This is a genomic window from Fodinibius salicampi, from assembly GCF_039545095.1.
Classification (GTDB): domain Bacteria; phylum Bacteroidota; class Rhodothermia; order Balneolales; family Balneolaceae; genus Fodinibius; species Fodinibius salicampi.
This window is the reverse complement of the sequence record NZ_BAABRS010000002.1, coordinates 69059-87814: the sequence shown is the minus strand read 5'-3', so window position 1 is coordinate 87814 and position 18756 is coordinate 69059. Positions and strand designations below refer to the sequence as shown.

The 18756-nt window shown below is 41.7% G+C and carries 15 protein-coding genes; 10 read left to right on the top strand and 5 right to left on the bottom strand.

Going from position 1 to position 18756, the window contains the following annotated elements:
- Window positions 1-71: 71 nt before the first annotated feature.
- The 6 genes from ABEB05_RS08255 to ABEB05_RS08230 all read left to right on the top strand — a co-directional run bounded on the left by ABEB05_RS08255 (window position 72) and on the right by ABEB05_RS08230 (window position 5187).
- Entirely contained in the window at window positions 72-680 is a 609-nt protein-coding gene (locus ABEB05_RS08255) for a hypothetical protein (protein ID WP_265789212.1), read from the top strand.
- Between the two features lie 114 nt (window positions 681-794).
- Window positions 795-1694, top strand: a complete 900-nt coding sequence (locus ABEB05_RS08250) for a hypothetical protein (RefSeq protein WP_265789210.1) — start codon at window positions 795-797, stop codon at window positions 1692-1694.
- Window positions 1695-1786: 92 nt separating this feature from the next.
- Complete coding sequence (locus ABEB05_RS08245; protein ID WP_265789208.1) at window positions 1787-3139, top strand: CsgG/HfaB family protein; 1353 nt, start codon at window positions 1787-1789, stop codon at window positions 3137-3139.
- Between the two features lie 40 nt (window positions 3140-3179).
- Window positions 3180-3740, top strand: a complete 561-nt coding sequence (locus ABEB05_RS08240; RefSeq protein WP_265789206.1) for a hypothetical protein — start codon at window positions 3180-3182, stop codon at window positions 3738-3740.
- Window positions 3741-3763: 23 nt separating this feature from the next.
- A complete protein-coding gene (locus ABEB05_RS08235) occupies window positions 3764-4387 on the top strand; it encodes a carboxypeptidase-like regulatory domain-containing protein (RefSeq protein WP_265789204.1) in 624 nt (207 codons plus the stop codon).
- A 260-nt stretch (window positions 4388-4647) separates the two neighbouring features.
- The gene (locus ABEB05_RS08230) at window positions 4648-5187 is read left to right on the top strand and encodes a curlin repeat-containing protein (RefSeq protein ID WP_265789202.1); all 540 of its coding nucleotides are present in this window, start codon (window positions 4648-4650) and stop codon (window positions 5185-5187) included.
- Between the two features lie 63 nt (window positions 5188-5250).
- On the opposite strand, the gene ABEB05_RS08225 is transcribed toward ABEB05_RS08230, so the two are convergent.
- Window positions 5251-7467, bottom strand: coding sequence for a carbohydrate binding family 9 domain-containing protein (locus ABEB05_RS08225; protein WP_265789199.1), 2217 nt, complete (start codon window positions 7465-7467; stop codon window positions 5251-5253).
- Window positions 7468-7698: 231 nt separating this feature from the next.
- Here ABEB05_RS08225 and ABEB05_RS08220 point away from each other — a divergent pair, with 231 nt between their 5' ends.
- Both ABEB05_RS08220 and ABEB05_RS08215 read left to right on the top strand, forming a co-directional pair.
- Window positions 7699-10953, top strand: coding sequence for a UvrD-helicase domain-containing protein (locus ABEB05_RS08220; RefSeq protein WP_265789197.1), 3255 nt, complete (start codon window positions 7699-7701; stop codon window positions 10951-10953).
- Window positions 10954-11118: 165 nt separating this feature from the next.
- Complete coding sequence (locus ABEB05_RS08215) at window positions 11119-11328, top strand: cold-shock protein (RefSeq protein WP_265789195.1); 210 nt, start codon at window positions 11119-11121, stop codon at window positions 11326-11328.
- Between the two features lie 76 nt (window positions 11329-11404).
- On the opposite strand, the gene ABEB05_RS08210 is transcribed toward ABEB05_RS08215, so the two are convergent.
- The 3 genes from ABEB05_RS08210 to ABEB05_RS08200 all read right to left on the bottom strand — a co-directional run bounded on the left by ABEB05_RS08210 (window position 11405) and on the right by ABEB05_RS08200 (window position 14175).
- Window positions 11405-11848, bottom strand: coding sequence for a SufE family protein (locus tag ABEB05_RS08210; RefSeq protein WP_265789193.1), 444 nt, complete (start codon window positions 11846-11848; stop codon window positions 11405-11407).
- 113 nt (window positions 11849-11961) lie between these two features.
- On the bottom strand, window positions 11962-12885 hold the full coding sequence (locus ABEB05_RS08205; RefSeq protein WP_265789191.1) for a PAS domain-containing protein: 924 nt from the start codon (window positions 12883-12885) through the stop codon (window positions 11962-11964).
- Window positions 12886-13011: 126 nt separating this feature from the next.
- Complete coding sequence (locus ABEB05_RS08200; protein ID WP_286669093.1) at window positions 13012-14175, bottom strand: acyl-CoA dehydrogenase; 1164 nt, start codon at window positions 14173-14175, stop codon at window positions 13012-13014.
- A gap of 177 nt (window positions 14176-14352) precedes the next feature.
- On the opposite strand from ABEB05_RS08200, the gene ABEB05_RS08195 reads away from it, so the two are divergent.
- Both ABEB05_RS08195 and ABEB05_RS08190 read left to right on the top strand, forming a co-directional pair.
- Entirely contained in the window at window positions 14353-16368 is a 2016-nt protein-coding gene (locus ABEB05_RS08195) for a methylmalonyl-CoA mutase family protein (RefSeq protein ID WP_265789190.1), read from the top strand.
- 97 nt (window positions 16369-16465) lie between these two features.
- Entirely contained in the window at window positions 16466-17560 is a 1095-nt protein-coding gene (locus ABEB05_RS08190) for a hypothetical protein (protein ID WP_265789189.1), read from the top strand.
- A gap of 69 nt (window positions 17561-17629) precedes the next feature.
- Here the strand turns inward: ABEB05_RS08190 and ABEB05_RS08185 are convergent, their stop codons facing one another.
- A complete protein-coding gene (locus ABEB05_RS08185; RefSeq protein WP_265789188.1) occupies window positions 17630-18739 on the bottom strand; it encodes a fatty acid desaturase family protein in 1110 nt (369 codons plus the stop codon).
- Window positions 18740-18756: the final 17 nt, after the last annotated feature.

Sequence of the window (18756 nt, the reverse complement as noted above, 5' to 3'; positions counted from 1 at the left end):
TTCCAAATCACATCCGAATAATCGGAATAGCTTAATCAAGCTAACTCAAATAAAACAAGAGGATAACTACTATGAAGAAGCTAATGACACTTACATTTGCATTATTTTTGACTGCAGGCTTGGCCTTCGGTCAAAACAACGATGCCAATATCGATCAGGTAAATACTGGCAACGAGGCCAGCATCGATCAGGTCGGTGACAATAACCAAGCTACCGTTGGTCAAGGTGAGAATACCACTGACTTTGCAATAAGAACAACTAGTCCCACAGGTCCATTCTCTACCATTGCTGTAGGATCTGGACATGCCGATGACAACGATGCAACGATTGAACAGAGTGGTTCTTGGAATGCAGCCCTAGTTAGCCAAGGCTATGACGGAGGAAACTCCCAAAACAACGAGGCTATCATCCAGCAATCGGGTACACAAAACTTTACAAATCCCGGACAAGCTGTTGGTGCCTATGCCGAGAATAATTTACTCGAGGTAATTCAGGATGGCTACCGCAACCACGCTACTGTGGGACAGGGTGTTAATGCAAATACCTTCAATAGTGATGCTCTTATCCTTCAGGATGGAGATCACAATTACGCTAATGTTGGACAAACCGGTAGTGGTCAATTTGCTGACGTAGATCAAATCGGTAACAGTAATACTGCTAATATCACGCAATCTAACTAATCATTCTGTTTTGAAAGCATCCCTTGAACGGGATGCTTTCTTTTTTTGATATGATGTAATAATTAAAAAACCTCATATCAGTAAATATTCAATGATAAAATTTTAGTCACATTGATGATGAAAAAGATAATTATACTTGCAATGGCCGTTATACTCACTGCGAGCATAACGCATGCACAAAACAATGCTGAAACTGAACAAATTGGGGATAACAATGAAGCAATAGTAACCCAAGTGGGTAGCAACAATGCATCAGTATATCAAGGGACTCAAAAATATGGTTCAAGTCCTAAAGCATTAGCAGAAAATAACGAAGCGACAGTCACTCAAAACGGTAATTTTGAAGCATTCATTATTCAGGGTGATGCCGGTACTGCTATTAATTCTACAAGTTCAATAAATCAATCCGGAACTAGTGGTTATGCTGCCATCCTACAGGGAGTATATCAAGGCGGTACTGCTATTTCAGCAAATGCTTCAGTAGAGCAAAAACAACAAGGAAATACCGCTCAGATTCGTCAGGGTCTTTTAGGTACAACCGAGGGAGGAAATGCAACTATAAATCAAGCTGGAGCAGGAAACACAGGTATAATCTATCAAGGTGTTCAGGCACAATCATTCTCTTTGGATAATGTTGCTTCGCTAACCCAAAATGGGAATAATAATTCGTCAACTACCATCTTGCAAGGATCAAAATTATCACTCGCCGGGCCCGGTTCAGGAGCAGGAACGGCTGATAATAACACGGGTACTATTATTCAAAATGGTGATAGTAATGGTACTAATGGCGATGGTGTGCGTATACACCAAGGTATTAACGGGGGGTCTGCATTTAATAATACCGGTTACATATTACAGGATGGAGACTTAAATAATGCGATTATCTATCAAGGCGTTGGTAATAACATGTTGTCTCAAGACAGTGATGCTTCTATTTACCAATATTCGGATAACAACATTGCTACCGTTGACCAAATTGGTGCCGCTAATACCGCAACGGTTACACAAAACTAAATGAGGTTTCTGACCGGGGAGGCTTGAACCTGCCTCCCGCGGTTTTTCTTTTTATACACTTTAACCTAACCGTAATGAACGGCTGCCTTTTGATGCATAAAAAAGTATCCATATTTCTACTGTTTTGCTTGCTATTAACGGCTGGATGTGCCTCTTCTCTTCAACCGCTGGAAACCGAGCGCGTTAAACCGGGAATAAACAGCAAAGTACATGAATCTCTTACCAATATGCCGGCCCCGCAGGATAAGGTGGTGGCGGCTGTCTATCGATTCCGGGACCAAACAGGACAGTATAAACCCTCTAATCGCGGAGCAAGCTGGTCGACCGCTGTAACACAGGGAGCTACTTCCATCCTCATAAAATCAATGGAAGATTCAGGATGGTTTACCCCTATTGAACGTGAAGGTATTTCGAACCTGCTCAATGAACGCGAAATTATCAGCAAAACACGACAGCAGAACAACCAAAGCGGGCAGCTCCCTCCCCTGCTCTTTGGTGGTGTACTGCTTGAGGGCGGCATCATCGGCTACGATACTAACGTCATTACTGGGGGTGGCGGCGTTCGATTTTTAGGAACGGGCGGTTCCGGGCAGTTCCGCAAGGATCAGGTAACAATTTATCTGAGAGCTGTTTCAACCCAGACAGGGCGTATTATGAAAACCGTTCATACTACCAAATCCGTTATCTCCCAGCAGCTCGAAAGCGGGGCATTTCGCTATGTGGATACCAATCGCCTGCTGGAAGCCGAGGCTGGCTTTACCTATAACGAGCCTCCCGTAATGGCAGTAACCGAAGCTATTGACGAAGCGGTTAAAACACTGATTGTGGAAGGAGTAGAAGATGGGTTATGGAGTCCACAGGATAGCTCTGAATACGCGCAGTATAAAGAGAATTTTGAACAAGTGAAGGAATGGAAACAAAGGGCAGAAACTAATTATTTCGGCATGACTGAAAATAGTAATCTGCGTTCCGGACTCAACCTGTCCACTAACCTAATTTTTGGAAGCCATATCGGAAGCTATCCGATATCTAAAAAGGCAGGTGGAATTGCCCTGCAGAGCGAATATTTCTTTGGTTCCTCCAATTCGCTTAAACTGAGCGGTCACCGGTCTCAATTAGGTGCACAGGATGTTTTCTCAGAACCTTATACAAATATCGACTTTAGTTTCAATAAGTATTTAACACCGGAATTTACGCTTTCACCTTATATTGGTCTGGGTGGTGGCATCTTAATGTACGACCAGCAGCCAGACTTTACGAACAACACATTCTTTCCTTCGGTAAACGCCGAAGCGGGGCTGGATTACCGGCTTTCTGAAAATCTTGGGCTCCGCATCGGATTTAATTATCGCTACCTGATTCAGGACGGTATTGATGGAGTCACCCGGGGGTCAATACACGATCAACAGTGGAATATATCCACAGGCGTTTCCATTGGATTATGATTTTTGTGGAACTGTCTAATCAAATTACACGGAGGTTATTATGAAAATTTACAAACTACTACTGATTCTAATCACATTTTGCCTTTTCGGGCCTGTTTCTATGCTGGCCCAGGACAGTGAAGCATTTGTCAACCAGGTTGAAAATCCTGGCATTGAACATAACAGTGCCGTCAAAGAGTTTAGCTTCAAATATGCTTTTGGGTTATTGGATGTACTTAACGAGTCGGATTTAGACTTCAGTAATAATAACCGGGCAATTATCAATCAGGAGGGAAGTGGCAATGAAGCTATCCTTGAACAATACGGCAGTGGCAATACGGGCATTATCAACATGCTGGGCAATAATAACTATGCCAAATCCACACAGCAAGGGAGTTCTTTGCTTTCGATTATTAACATGGAAGGAAATAATAATGCCCTCGAATTTCTGCAGCAGGGCCAAAATCGCGGAGCATTATTTCTGTTTCAAGGAAATGACATAAAATATAATGCCAGTCAGTCGGGCAACACCTTTAGCCTTACGCCTCAAAACAGTACTACGCCGGCATTTAATATCCGATCAACCCGACGCAATCTTCCGATTATAATAAGAAACAATTAAAAAACACTTTACCTTTCTGTTTTATGAGTATTAAATATTTTCTGACATTCATTACTTGCATCATCATCTTTGTGGGCTGTTCCAAGGAAACGATTTCCCCGGAATTGTTCGGAAGTATTGAGGGACAGATTTTCAATAGTGAAACGGAGGAAGGGATCCGGGGAGTCAATGTAACAACCAATCCTGCTACTAATTCCATTACCACTAATGAAGATGGCACTTTTGTACTAAATGAAGTCCCCACCGGACAGTATTCTGTGTCCGCCCAAAAATCAGATTTCGAATCTTCAAGTGTAAGCGTTCGGGTTCGTGAAAATAAGGCAGCAACCGCCCAAATCTATTTAGATCCGGAAGGCGGAAACGGGGAAAAGTATCTTTCAGCCCGGGTAACGACATGGGCTGAAACCTCAAATAATGACAGTACTTTTGCTGAAGTCCAATATGAAGTAGAAAATACCAGCGATGATACCGATATCAACCAATATGAAGTCTACTTCGACATACATACTTCTGGGGAGACCTTCTCCTGGGAAGAACGTGATACGACCCTGGCTGCGGGAGAAAAAGATATTGCAGAATTTAAAAAGTATGTCCGGCAGGCCACTATAGATTCTGTGACCGTAAGTGGGACATTTACTTCTAACTAATTGCCCTTGGAATAAAAAGGCAATATCACAATATCAGAACATATTTAGTGAAGACAGTCCTAACAAAATATTGCCTTCCAGGGCTTCTGACTTTTCTACTTGTCAGCAGCCTTATTTTTCTGAATTTTAATAAAGAAGGAAGCCAGAATGGAATTTCGTTTGGTGTAATATCTAAACCAGACACTTTTGAGGTTAACTCCCCTTCTTTACGATCAATTGGTTTCAATAATAACCTCTCGATAAGCAAACAGGCCTTTACCTTGATTGGTACCAGTCAAGTGGCTTCCGGAAAGGATCGTACAGACACAACCGATACCCTCAAGTCGCATTATTATAATGATATGGGTTCGAATAACGAATATAAACAGCTAAAGGCGAACAGCCCGTTCAATGATCAAGTAGTTACTCAGGTTGGATACTCAAATTATGCGGGGCATTCTGTTCTAAACAACAGCTTTTCAGATCTTGTTATTTGCTCAATAGGAAATCAAAATACAGCCGTTCAAAATATTCTGAATGGATATTATAACTCTTTGATGGTCACCCAGAACGGTTCATCCAATGCAGCATACCAGGATATTGCCTTTGAAGGCTTAACCAATATAGCCAATATCAATAACGCACTGCAGACTGGATATAACAATTGGATTAAAAGCTCTCAAACAGGTAGAAACAATAGCATTGATGCCGTTCAGAATGGGGATTCAAATTGGGTTAATATTGAGCAGATCGGTAACAATAATGAGGCAACCATTCGACAATCAGGAAAGGGTAATACGGTCGAAATAAATCAAAATTAAGCGCATATTAATGTACAAATATCTGCTTATTTCCTTCATTCCCTATTCTGAATAGCCTCTCATTTAAAACCGGTGGGTATAACTTATCTTCAGTGCACCGCTCCGTTCAATAGTTCGCAAGCCGGAAAGCTCATCCAGCCAGTTTTGATTATACACCAAATATAAGTCTGAACCTGGTGTAATAATCCAGCGCAGGCGATTATTCATACCTAATCGGCTGCTGAGATTATCGAATTGAACGTTTGTGGTTAAGAAAAGGGATGTTGTAAAATCAATATTTGCTTCGAATCGCAGCAAATCTGCCGTAAAGTTACCCTCTGCAAGATTTACATTCGTTCTAATATATTCCGGAGAAAGTTCAATTCCCGGATAGGGTCGAAGTGTAACCTCTGCAGCATACTCTTTCCGGTTACCAGACCAGAATCCACCAGCCTCAAAACTCAGTTCTGCAGAAATTTTACGATAAGAGGCTGTTTCAACCGTCGTTTCGGTATACCAGTTTATATATTCCTGTTCAGGTATAATAATGGATCCATCTCTTTTTATATCAAAGGGATTCTGCAGTCGCTCGAAATTTCTCGTAATACTAAATGACAGCCCATCATTACTCATAAATTCGATGTCAAACAAAGTGAAGGTTAAGTCCTGTGTAAGCAGGCTAAAGTCAAGATCGGTTAGGTGTTCAAATCGAATGCCCCATTCAATCTGTTGAATAATATCACTGTTACTGAATTGAGGAGCATAACCTATGGAGGGCTGTAATCGGCGAAAAGCATTACGTGGGGTAAATCCAACTGCCGGATCAAAAGCATTTCCAAATTCCCGGTATGATACATGACCCGACCAAGGTTGGTTGGGATAATTAAGGCGTATTCCCCGGGATGACCGATCCCAGATATTTGTTGTATCAATAGATGCAAAGGGCGAGTTGTGAAATACAAAGAATGCCTGAAACTGTAAGTTTTTGTTTCCCATAAAACTGGAAGTTCCCAACTCCAAATCTCCTCCAAACGTATGTCTGTTCTGTAGCTCAGGAGACAGGTCCGAAGCATTTTGCGTTGATCGACGAGTATAAATAACTCCTACCGTACTTTCTGAACCAATATTACGCTTCACCCTGGCCACAGAAAAATTTTCGGGGTTGACCTCTCCGCTTTCACCTGTACGTACATGTAACATGGCTAAATTATAGTCTCCTGTATTACCCAGTAAGCGTGCTCCATAGGTAATAGGAATGGGATTCCCATCCTGCAGACCAATTCTACGGCTAAAATAGGGGTTTACTCCACTACGGGGTGCAAACTCATATATATTACTTCCCTCCAAAAAGAAATCTCGCTGCTCCGGGAAACGTAATGGGAATCGGGTTAAGTTAACCTGACGCTGATCCACTTCTGCTTCAGCAAAATCGGTGTTAAAAGTTACTGAGGCTTTCAGGCTCGGTGTAATACTATAATTGATATCCAATCCGCCATCAATAGTACTATTTGTATTGTCTCCATTCGTATCCTTCTGCTCGGTTCCCTTTATGATACCAAAAGGAACAACCTCAAGGCCTACGCCCTGAGACATTCCCGTCAGTCCGGTAAGTACTCCCGCATTTTGGGGACGGCTTATTCCCTGATTACGGCGATGGCCACTCCAAAGCACCGTTTCACTTTTCCGGCGAATAACCCGCATAAAGTTTGCACCCCATCGCTCACTTTCTACATCAAAATTAAAAGTTCGAAAAGGTATTTTAATTTCGACAGACCAACCGAAATCACCAATAACCGTTCGAGCTTCCCAGATTCCATCCCAATTAAGATTTATGCCCCCTCCCTGTCCCGTATTTATCAGTCCGTCGGTCTTAAGTCCGTTTGGGTTAACCTCTAAAAAGTAAGCGTTTCGCTGATCATTGAACGTATCAAAGATCCAGGTAAAACGTTCATCCGCTACGATGCGGGCATCACGGCGTTTTTGATTCGCTTTAATTTTTGATGGGTTGCTATCATACAAAATTACTCCCAAATAAAGGTACTCCTCATCATAAGCAACGCGCACCTCTGTCTTTTCGGTAGCTTTGGCACCTTCATTGGGCTCCTGCTGAAGAAAGTTCGTGGCAGGACGTATGGTATTCCAAAAGGCCTCTTCAACTTTTCCGTCAAAAACCACCTCTTCTGAAGGCTTAAGCTGATGAGCTTCAATTTGTGGACGCTTTTCAACATCCTGCGCCCACAAGGTCGAAGAAAAAACCACCAGCCAAACTATCGATGCACCAAAAATTCTGAAGTATCTCATTTCCTCATTAATATTCATTGCGAAATAATAAAGAATCCGCAACTATATACTTTGATTCCGTTCCGCTTAATAAAAGAGTTCGTTATAAAGAAACAAAATTAGATATAACTTGGATAGCGATTGACTTATAATATTCAGATGTCCATCCTTAATTCTCTAACAGGTTGTATTTCAGAGGGCTGTTTTTGATCTTCGGTTAATGATCGGGAAAACTCTAAATTCTTTTTAACCATGCCATACATTTCGGATCTTCATGTTCACTCTCATTTCTCCCGGGCTACCAGCAAAAATCTGAATCTTAAGTCACTATACCAGTGGGCAAAAATTAAAGGTATCAATGTGGTTGGAACCGGGGATTTTACTCATCCGGAATGGTTTTCCGAACTCAAAGAAAAGTTACAGCCGGACGGTAGCGGTTTCTTTACGCTAAAAGATCCCCCGGGCGATCCAGCTATCCCGGGCATTCGGACAAAAGATATTGATGTCCGCTTCTGCCTGACAACCGAAATAAGCTCCATTTATAAGTACGGAGACCGGATCCGTAAAAATCATAACCTAGTCTATGCTCCGGATCTGGATACCGTGGAGCGCCTTAATCACAAGCTCGCATCCATTGGAAATTTAGAAGCCGATGGACGCCCTATCCTGGGTCTTCCTTCCCGCGACCTGCTGGAGATTGTTCTGGATACTTCTGAACGCGCTCATCTGGTTCCCGCCCATATCTGGACCCCTTGGTTTTCAACGCTTGGATCCAAGGCGGGCTACGATAGCATTGATAACTGTTTTCGTGATCTTTCCAATCATCTTTTTGCCGTTGAAACGGGGCTTTCGTCCGATCCGGCTATGAATTGGAAGCTTAGCGCCCTTGACCGTTTCACGCTCATTTCCAATTCTGATGCCCACTCTCCCTCCAAGCTGGGGCGCGAAGCCAACCTATTGGATACCGAGCTCAGCTATGATGCTATGTTCGAGGCGTTCAAAACAGGTAATGGATTTATGGGCACCTATGAATTCTATCCGCAGGAAGGCAAGTATCATCACGATGGGCATAGAAAGTGTGATATCTCATTTGAGCCCCAACAAAGTATGGAGCATGATAATATTTGTCCCCAGTGTGGCAAACCACTAACTGTTGGTGTACTTCACCGTGTTGAGGCACTGGCCGACCGGGTGGAATCGCAGCAACCCACGAATGCAGCTGATTATCAATATATCATTCCCCTGCCCGAAGTCTTAGGTGAAATTGAAGACGTAGGTCCCGATACTAAAACCGTCCGAAAGAAATTCCGGCGTATAATTTCAGCATTCGGAAACGAGTTTACCCTGCTCCATGAAGTACCCATTGAAGATATCCGCAAAAAAGCGGGACCTGTATTAGCGGAAGCAATCAAACGTATTCGTAATAATGCAGTTCATCCCCAGCCCGGCTATGACGGGGTATATGGAGTTATCAATGTTTTTGGGCGCGGTGAAATTGAACGCATACGAGGACAACTGGGATTCTTTTCCAATCAGAACACAAACCAAACAGAATCCAATAATCCTGAATCATCAAACATCGCGCCTGCGAAAGAAACAAAGGCACCGGCTACCAACACGCCTAAATTAAATAAGGAGCAACAGTCTGTTGTGGATGCAACAAAAGGTGCAACATTGGTAAAAGCGGGTCCGGGAACCGGCAAAACCCATACTCTCATTGAATGGCTATCCCGACAAATAAAAGAAAACAATACTCCTTCAGAGATTACAGCCATAACCTTTACAAACAAAGCAGCTGATGAAATCAAAGACCGGCTTCTCAGTCGTGTTGGTCCACAAGCTGAAAGCATATCCACTGGTACTTTTCACGCCCTCTGCTGGCGATGGCTACAAGAACAATTCCCCCACCTTACAACAGTTTACGATGCCTCTAACCGAAAGATGACATTGCGAATACTTTTCCCCGATTTAAACAAAACAGATCGTAATAGTCTCTTTGAGCAGTTGACGGACTTTTTAGAATTTGATAAAGATATAGAACCGCGATTTAAAGATCAGGTTGCTACTTATCGCAAACATCTTTGGGAGCAGGGCGTTATAGATATCTCCGACATTATTCACCGTACCCTCGGAGAACTAAAGTCGAACAGGCAATGGCGTTCAGGACTTCGTAAGCGCTGTAGTATATTGGCTGTGGATGAATTTCAGGATATCAATCCCCTGCAGTACCAGCTAGTCAAATTATTGGGCCGGGAACAGGATTTACTGGCCATTGGGGATGCCGATCAAGCTATTTATGGTTTCCGCGGATCCGATGTATCCCTTTTCTTTCGCTTCGAGAGTGATTTTGATGCCCGTAATATTTCGCTTAAACAAAATTACCGGTCAACCGATTCTATTCTGAAAGCAGCATCCTCGCTTATTCAGCATAATAGAGAGCATATAAGAAATGAACTGGCGGCCCAGCGTACATCTGATCATCCCATTTTCAGTGTTGGTACCGAAAATCCCTACCGGGAAGCAGATTATATTCTTAACCAGATCAATCGCTATGTCGGGGGTACTGAAAGCCTTACAACCGGCACGCATACCGACAGCCAATACAGCTATGGGTTTGGAGATATAGCCATACTTTTCCGCACCAATTCGGTAGGAGAAGCACTCTTCAAATCATTATTAAAATCTGGAATTCCCGTCCATTTTGGGGACGGTACTTCTTTTTTAAAAGAACCTCCGTTTACGGTCGTAGGGGACCTACTTCGATTAGTACAGCAACCCAACGATCGCCTTATTCTCAGTAACATCCTCAAAGAAGTATATGAGTGGAACCAAAAACAAATTACTTCATTGCTTCAATCTTTAACAAAATCCCAAACATCTCTGTTTAGTAAAGCCATAAAAGAAACAATTAGCCAATCTCTGTTCGAAGACCTTACTGATTTATCCAATATATATAAAAAAACCGCCTCACTAACCGAATCTAATCCACAGCTGTTGGACGCTGTAACCACTATCTGTGATCACTTCATCGAAGATGAAAAAATGAGCAAACCCCAGCAATTAAAAAAAGAGACACTCCTGGAGCTTGCCGCAGAATCAGAAGGAGAAATCAGCCGCTTTGTGGAACGGCTCCAGCTTAATCCTTATACAGATGCAGGACGGCTCAAAAAGCAAGCTGTACATCTTCTGACATTTCACTCAGCTAAGGGACTTGAATTTCCGGTCGTTTTTATTGCTGCCGCCGAAGAAGGAGTTACTCCTATATTGCGTGAAGATACTAATATTGAAGAAGAGCGCAGGCTTTTTTATGTAGCCATGACCCGGGCCGAAGATGAGCTTCAAATTACTCATTCCAAGGAGCGCTGGCGCTTTGGAACAAAAGAATCTATGCAGCCTTCCCGTTTTATTGACGAAATTTCGAAGGATTATATCACTAAAAAGGTGTCATTTTTAAAAAAATCATCAGACAGCGAGCAAAATAAGGAAGAACAACTCGGACTTTTTTAGATACCCATACCCTTTATATATCCCAAATTCAACTCATTTTAAAATTCGGTAGGTAATCCAAAAAAAATATACTATACTTAGGTGTTTGATCATCATTTATTGCGTAAGCAATGCGATATCAAACATTTAAGTAGCACACGAAGTAAAATTTTTTGGAGATTTACAATGGCAGAACGCGAAGTAGGAACAGTAAAGTGGTTTCATAACGGAAAAGGTTATGGATTCATCACTCGAGAAGAAGGCGAAGACATCTTTGTTCACTATAGTGAAATAGAGATGGAAGGCTATAAAAAGCTAGAGGAAGGTCAAGAAGTCGAATTCACTGTGGCTGAAGGAGATAAAGGCCTTCAAGCTCAAGAGGTAATTCCGATTTAAGAAGCTCTAACATATAGTAAAAGCACCATTGTTAAACAATGGTGCTTTTTTAATATCCCTATATACTTAATTTATTTTAGGGACTGGTTGGCTCTTCAGCGAGCTTGGACTTGTAAGCCATGGCGTAAATCTTCATTTGCTTAACCATGGAAGCAAGACCATTCGACCGGGTGGGTGACAAATGCTGCTCCATCCCTATCTTTTTGATAAATTGGGGATCGTTTGCAATAATATCGTCGGGAGTTTGATTAGAATAAAAACGAACCATGAGAGCGACTAATCCCTTGGTGATAGCCGCGTCACTATCCGCCTCAAATATAACTTTATCCCCTTCCAAGCGGGTATGAAGCCATACCTGTGACTGACATCCCCGTACTAAATTCTCTTCTACTTTATGTTTATCATCTAAGGGATCTAATGTTCTTCCCTGCTTGATAATATGCTTATAGCGTTCAGTCCAATCACTCAGGGCTTGAAACTCATCTATAATCTGTTGTTGAACTTCTTGAATATCTGACATAACAATTCTGTGAAATCCTCATTAATATATTTCAAAAATACAAATTAATGAAGATAATTTAAGTTTGTAAACCTATAAAAGTCCTTTCTCTTCAGTACGCAATCTTTATTAAACTAATTGGACTCTAATTTTTCTCCTAACTCGTGGCATCGCTTGTTTAGCGTTTCCATAACCTTTTTCTGTAGCGAAATATTCTCAACTTCTGCCCGGATTATAGTTTCATTCTTAAGTTTAAATAGACGTGAAGTGCCTTTAACCTGAATAGGAAGACCCGATTTATGCTTAATAATCCCTTTAAACTCTTTATCATTAAAAAAGGCATGTTCATCGGCCTGGTCAAAACGATGCTTTAGAGAGGTCAGGTACTTTTCATGCAACAAATCCCAGATTTTAATTCCCCTCAGCTCGTCTTTTTTATAGCCAATGAGAGATCGAAATGCTTTATTTGCCGAAATAATATTTCCCTGTACGTCTACATCAATTAGTGTCCGATGGGTTTCTTCCCGCAATTCATCAAACTCAATCTTGGTATTTATATACTGCTTTTCAGCCTCTTTCCGTTCCGTAATATCATGCTGGTATGAAACCCAATGCGTAATATTTCCCTCTTTATCGGTAAGCGGATGGATATCCCATTGGTTTACAAATGTACTTCCATCTTTCCGGTAATTAATAGTCTGGCCAAAAAAGCACTGCCCGTTAGATAAGCGTTCTTTAAGCTTGTCTAATACCTTTCGATCCGTCTTAGGTCCCTGTAAAATTCGTGGAGTTTTTCCAATAACTTCATCTTTCGAGTATCCCGTCATTTTACAAAACCCTTCGTTCACATAGACAATTTCAGGGCCCGGCTCTTCCAGCTGCAGATCAGTGATTAGAATAGAGTCGTAGTCGGTGCGTATAGCTGATTCCAATAACTCAAGGTGGCGCTCTTTTTCTTTTTTCTGATTTTTTAGATCAGATACAATTTTTTTTAGCTTGTTAAAGCACTGCTCGTTTTTACAAAGACCTTTCAGCTCTTTTAATTCATCCGACTGCATATTAGGAATCTACTTCTATTTTGGGTTTTGGCGTAGGCTAATGACACTTTAATACTTAGTCCCAACACAAATGTAAAATTAAATCATTCCAAAAAAATACATTTTTTTCTTAAAATCCTCTTTCCGTTACTTCAATAAAAGTTTAGATATGGTATTTAGCTGCATATTAGAAGTTCCTTCGTAAATCTTTCCGATCTTGGCATCCCGGTAATATTTTTCTACGGGATATTCTTTTACGTATCCGTATCCTCCAAACAGGTCAATGGCCTGGGAGGTCACATTTTCCGCCACTTCAGAAGAATGGTATTTCGCCATAGCCGCTTCCTTGAGAAAATCCTTCCCATTCTCTTTTAAACGAGCCGCGTTATATACGAGCAAGCGTGCCGTCTCAATATCAGTAGCCATCTTTGCCAGTTGAAAACGAACCCCCTGGAAATCAGAAATTGTCTGCCCAAACTGCTCGCGTTCCTGAGTATATTCAAGAGTAGCATCCAATGCACCCTGGGCAACACCAACCATCTGTGCTCCGATGCCTATTCGCCCCTCATTCAGAGTTTCCATCGCTACCTTGTATCCTTTTCCTACTTCACCAAGGATATTTTCTTTAGGAACCTTACAATCCTCCAACAAAATCTCACAGGTGGAACTGGCGCGTATACCTAATTTATTTTCTTTTTTGGATACCGAAAAGCCCTCAAAATCACGTTCAACTACAAAAGCCGTAATGCCTTTATATCCAGCATCGGGATTAATATTCGCAAATACTAAAAAAATGTCTGCCTCATTAGCATTGGTAATCCACATTTTAGATCCGTTCAGCACATAGTAATCCCCCTCTTCTGTAGCAGTGGTTTTGAGAGCGAAAGCATCGCTGCCTGAACCAGCCTCGGAAAGACAATACGCACCCACCTTTTCAGTAGCCAATTGTGGGAGATAGCGTTCCTTAATACGTTCACTTCCAAAGTTAAGAAAAGCATTATTGACTAAGGTATTTTGCACATCCATAAATACTCCGGCTGAGGCATCTACCCGGGAAATCTGCTCAATAGCTACAATAGACATAAAAAAGGATCCTCCCCCGCCACCATAGGCTTCAGGAATTTCGACTCCCATTAATCCCATTTCAAAAAACTGCTGTACCAAATCAGGATCCAGCTTTGCTTTTTCATCCATCTCCCGAACCTTAGGCCTTATAACACTTTCCGCAAAGTCGCGGGCTGCATCCTGTAACATTTTTTCATCTTCAGTTAGATTGCTTAGCGGCGACATTGGCTGATCTGCTTGTTCCATGGAATAGTTTTTTTATATACATTTTATTTTAATCCTAAATATAGGAAATACACTTAAAAGTATCGGGCCTTATATAGAATATTATAGAATGGAACCAACAAGAGGAGGCAATTATTTAGTAAATAAAGATTAAGCTCTTTATCTTAAATTCTAATCAACCAGATAAGATTGATTATTATGAGTGACACATCATCAGGCAAAAAGTCGTTATTTAAAGAGTTTCCTCCCATATCGACTGAAGAGTGGGAAAAAATCATTGAACGTGATTTAAAAGGTGCCAACTATAAAAAAAAGCTCCGCTGGCAAACTAACGAAGGTATTGCCCCTCTTCCGTTTTATCGCCGGGATGAGCTGGACCGACAACATCCGGTCTCGAAAAAAAATGGGTGCAAAAGAGCCAATAGCTGGGAAATTCGAGAACCTATTTTTGCAAAAGATATTAGCTCTGCAAATCAATCGGCCAGGAATGCGCTTAAGCGCGGGTCAGATGCATTACAATTCCATTTGACCCTACATCGTACCGAAGGCCTGCTGGGCGGCGACCTGCAGGGATTACCAATTCAAAACCAAAAGGGCTTCCACCAACTTTTTGATAATATCTCAATTGAAGATACAGCGCTTCATTTTGACGCAGGCCTTGCCTCTCCTGCCCTTTTAGGGATGCTCTGGAACGAGAGCAAAGAAATTGCTTCAACTCCTAAAAAAATTAAAGCCAGCTTTAGCTACGACCCGTTTATTTATCTGCTGTCGAACGGACATTATCCTAAAGGAAAAAAACAGCTTAGCCGCGACATCCTACAACTTGCTGAATTTACCGATCTCAGACTGCCGAACGTATATCCGCTGTGCATAGATGCTCGGACCTATCACAATATGGGGGGCACAATTGTACAGGAACTCGGTTACGCATTGGCAGGAGCTTCCGAATACCTGACGATGCTTACCAACAACGGATATGATGTTAATAAAGCAAGTGATCGTCTCTACTTTAGCTATTCCATAGGATCCAACTACTTTCTGGAGATAGCCAAGTTTCGGGCCGCGCGGCTGCTTTGGAAGAATTTATTAGAAGCTTATGGTGGCAATCCTGAACATCATAATATCTATCTGCATGGTGAAACTTCCCGGTGGAATAAGACACTTTATGACCCCTATACAAATATGCTGCGTACTTCAACAGAAGGCATGTCCGCTGCTATAGCAGGATGTGACTCCATAACTGTACTTCCCTTTGATCAACATTTCCGGCATAATGATAATTTTTCCCAGCGGATTGCCAGGAACCAGCAGCTTATCTTAAGAGAAGAAGCCTACCTGGATAAAGTCGAAGATCCGTCGGCCGGCTCCTATTATATTGAAAAGCTAACCGATAAACTGGGACAAGAAGCCTGGAATATCTTTCAAGAAGTGGAAACTGAAGGCGGTCTGTTGAAAGCTATAGAAAACGGCACCATACAGTCGGCTATTCAGGAATCCCAACAACTCCGGTATCAGGCAATTGCCAGCCGCGGACGTATTTTTGTAGGGACCAATCAGTATACCAATCCCGACGATCAAATGGCTGCTGAAATTGATTCTGATTATCAAACGGTAGCGCTGAACGACTCCGATATAGATATTCGGAGTGATAGTAATAACCTGCCGGAGTATTTAGCAGAGGCCTTTAATCAGGGGGCCGGCATCGCAGATATAGCATCCCGCTTATTTGATTTCGGGAAACAGCATTATAGAATTGTCCATACCTACCGCGGCCCCCAAGCATTTGAAGAACTGCGGCTAGCTACTGAAAAGCATAAAATGACTCCGAAGGTGCTTAACCTTCCACTCGGTGATAAAAATTGGAGAAAAGCCCGATCCGCATTCTCGGCTAACTTTTTTGGTTGTGCCGGTTTTGATATTGAAGATCCCATCAGTTTTGAAAATATAGATGCCGCCATTAAGGCCGTAAAAGAACAGCAGCCGGATATTGCTGTCATCTGTAGCTCCGACAAGGAATACAAAGAACTCGTACCGGCTATTGCGAAGGAAGTTAATAGCCTTGAGAATCAGCCCATTCTGGTATTAGCCGGACATCCACAGGAAGATCTGGATCACTACAAAGAAGCAGGAATAGATGAATTTATTTATGCCAAATGTAACGTACTTGAAACTTTAAAAAAATTTCAGACAAAGCTTTGTATCATTGACAATTAAAATATGCAACAGATTTAATATTTAGTTCTCAAATTTCACGGCATTTTTAGCCAAATAACTGCATACTTTTTTCAACCCTATTCAACTTCATAAACTAATGAGTTATTCATCGGCTGCCTTAAAGGCTCCGACCTTTTTTATTTATTGTCTGATTATACTGGGTCTTTTGGGATGTAGTCATACTGCTGAACTAACCAGAGACGCTCCTCCGGATAAGCCTATTAATATTGACTATTCAATCATTTATTATATCCATGCCGATGCCGACTATCTATTTCATGATCCCAATGGAAAACCCGTTCGGGCAAATTCTCAGGTATTGGATACTGCCCTTAATGTAGCAGAAAATGCCCGTTCCGGTGAAGTATTTATTTTTTACCAGCAGCCAGAGAAAAAAATCCTGGCACTATTCCCACGTAAAAGCAGCATGTTATATCACTATACAAACGGAGAGAAGACCACCCAGATAAAGTATCGGTATCCTGACGGAAATGAAGATTTCCTCGCTACCGAAGCTCAACTTTACAACCGATACCACTTTCATTCCGGAGATCAGAGCCTACAGAATTATTTTCTCTATTTTGGACATGAGATACCAAATGAGGAAGGAACGAACTATCATCAAACATTGCCAAACCTACGGGTAAATACCTCTTCATTTACAGAAGGTATTGAGCATTTTCTATCAACTGATCAAAAAAAGTTTGATCTTGTTGTGCTTTCTACCTGTAATAACGGGACTCCTGCCATGGCATATTCTCTTGCTCCTGTTGCTAATCGCTTGCTGGCTTCTCCTCAGAATTTACACTTGTCGCATATCGATACAGAAGGCTTGCAATTATTGGAGGATAATCCTGAGACTTCGGCCCGAAAAGTAGCACAATCCGTAGCTGATAGCACTTTTAAACGCCTTAAAAAGGAAATCCAAACTACCATTACACTGGCAGAATATGACTTGGAATCTGTCGGAAGATATATTAACGACCTTTATGATCGCACCACAGCCTTCCAAGATTCGACCCGAATAAATCCATACCGCGAAAATGTGGATTGTGCGCAATTCCCTTTTTTTGATGCGAAAAAATATACACAAGGAATAACAACCTGGTACAGGCCAGCCCGGTTTGGTAGAAATGCTAATACGATGACCCAGCATTCGGGCTGGGGATGCAAGCCCATATCAGAAAATTAAGGAAAAGCCTACACAGCATAATACCTAACGGATAAAAAACAAAACCACTCGAGAGTATCCTATTGTTTGTCACGCCCTCGCTTCGGAATAAGAATAATCTGGGTCCCCAAACTTTTTTAGCGTGCGATAATGAGATGCCACGGCTCCAAAAAAGGTGTCATGATGATTATAAGGGATATCATGCTCCTTTGCCGTTTTCTCAACAATATGGCTGATAGCCGGGTAGTGTACACTGCATATCCTTGGAAAGAGATGATGCTCAATCTGAAAATTCAATCCACCCACAAACCAACACAACGCTTTATTATCACGCCCAAAATTATTTGTAGTAACCATTTCATGAATCATCCAGTGTTCATCAATCATATTTTCTTCATCCGGCACCGGATGGTCGGTCCCCTCAACAACATGAGCAAGCTGGAAGATTATGCCAAGTATGAGTCCGGCTGTAATATGAAGAGTCGTAAATCCAATCAGAAGGTGAATCCATGTAATATCAAGAAAAAGCATCGGCAAAGCCAGCATATAGGTATAGTAAATGGCTTTCGTTACGAATAGAATCACCCATTCGCTGGTTGGATGGGTTTTATTTTTATAGGGACCGATATCATCTTGCAAAAAATATTTATAGTCCTTAATAAAAACCCAGAAAAAGGTAGCCAGACTATAGGCAAAGAAAGCAAGAATATGCTGAATGCGATGAATCGTTTTAAATTCAGAATGGGGCGAGAGGCGGATGAATTCGGCAACTTCAAGATCCTCATCATGTCCGTGAATATTTGTGTAAGTATGATGGATTATATTGTGGGTTATCTTCCAGATATAGCCATTCGCTCCCAGAAGATCGAAAGTAAATCCTAAAGCACGATTAATATATTTATTCGAAGAATAGGCCCCGTGCAGCGCATCATGGGAAACAGAAAACCCGATACCGGCCATCCCTACCCCCATTAAAAAGGTTAAACCCCACATGGCTCCGAGAGAGAGCTGCCCCGACATAATTAATGCATAGGATCCAAAATAAAGGGTCAGTAATACAATGGTTTTTACTACCATTTGCAGATTAGCATGCTTTGAGAGATTATTCTCCTCAAAATACTCATTAACCCGCTTTTTCACGGTTTTACTAAAAGCACGGCTTGTACTATTGTTAAACGTTACTTTCTCAACGTTAGACATAAGCTAATCATCCTGTT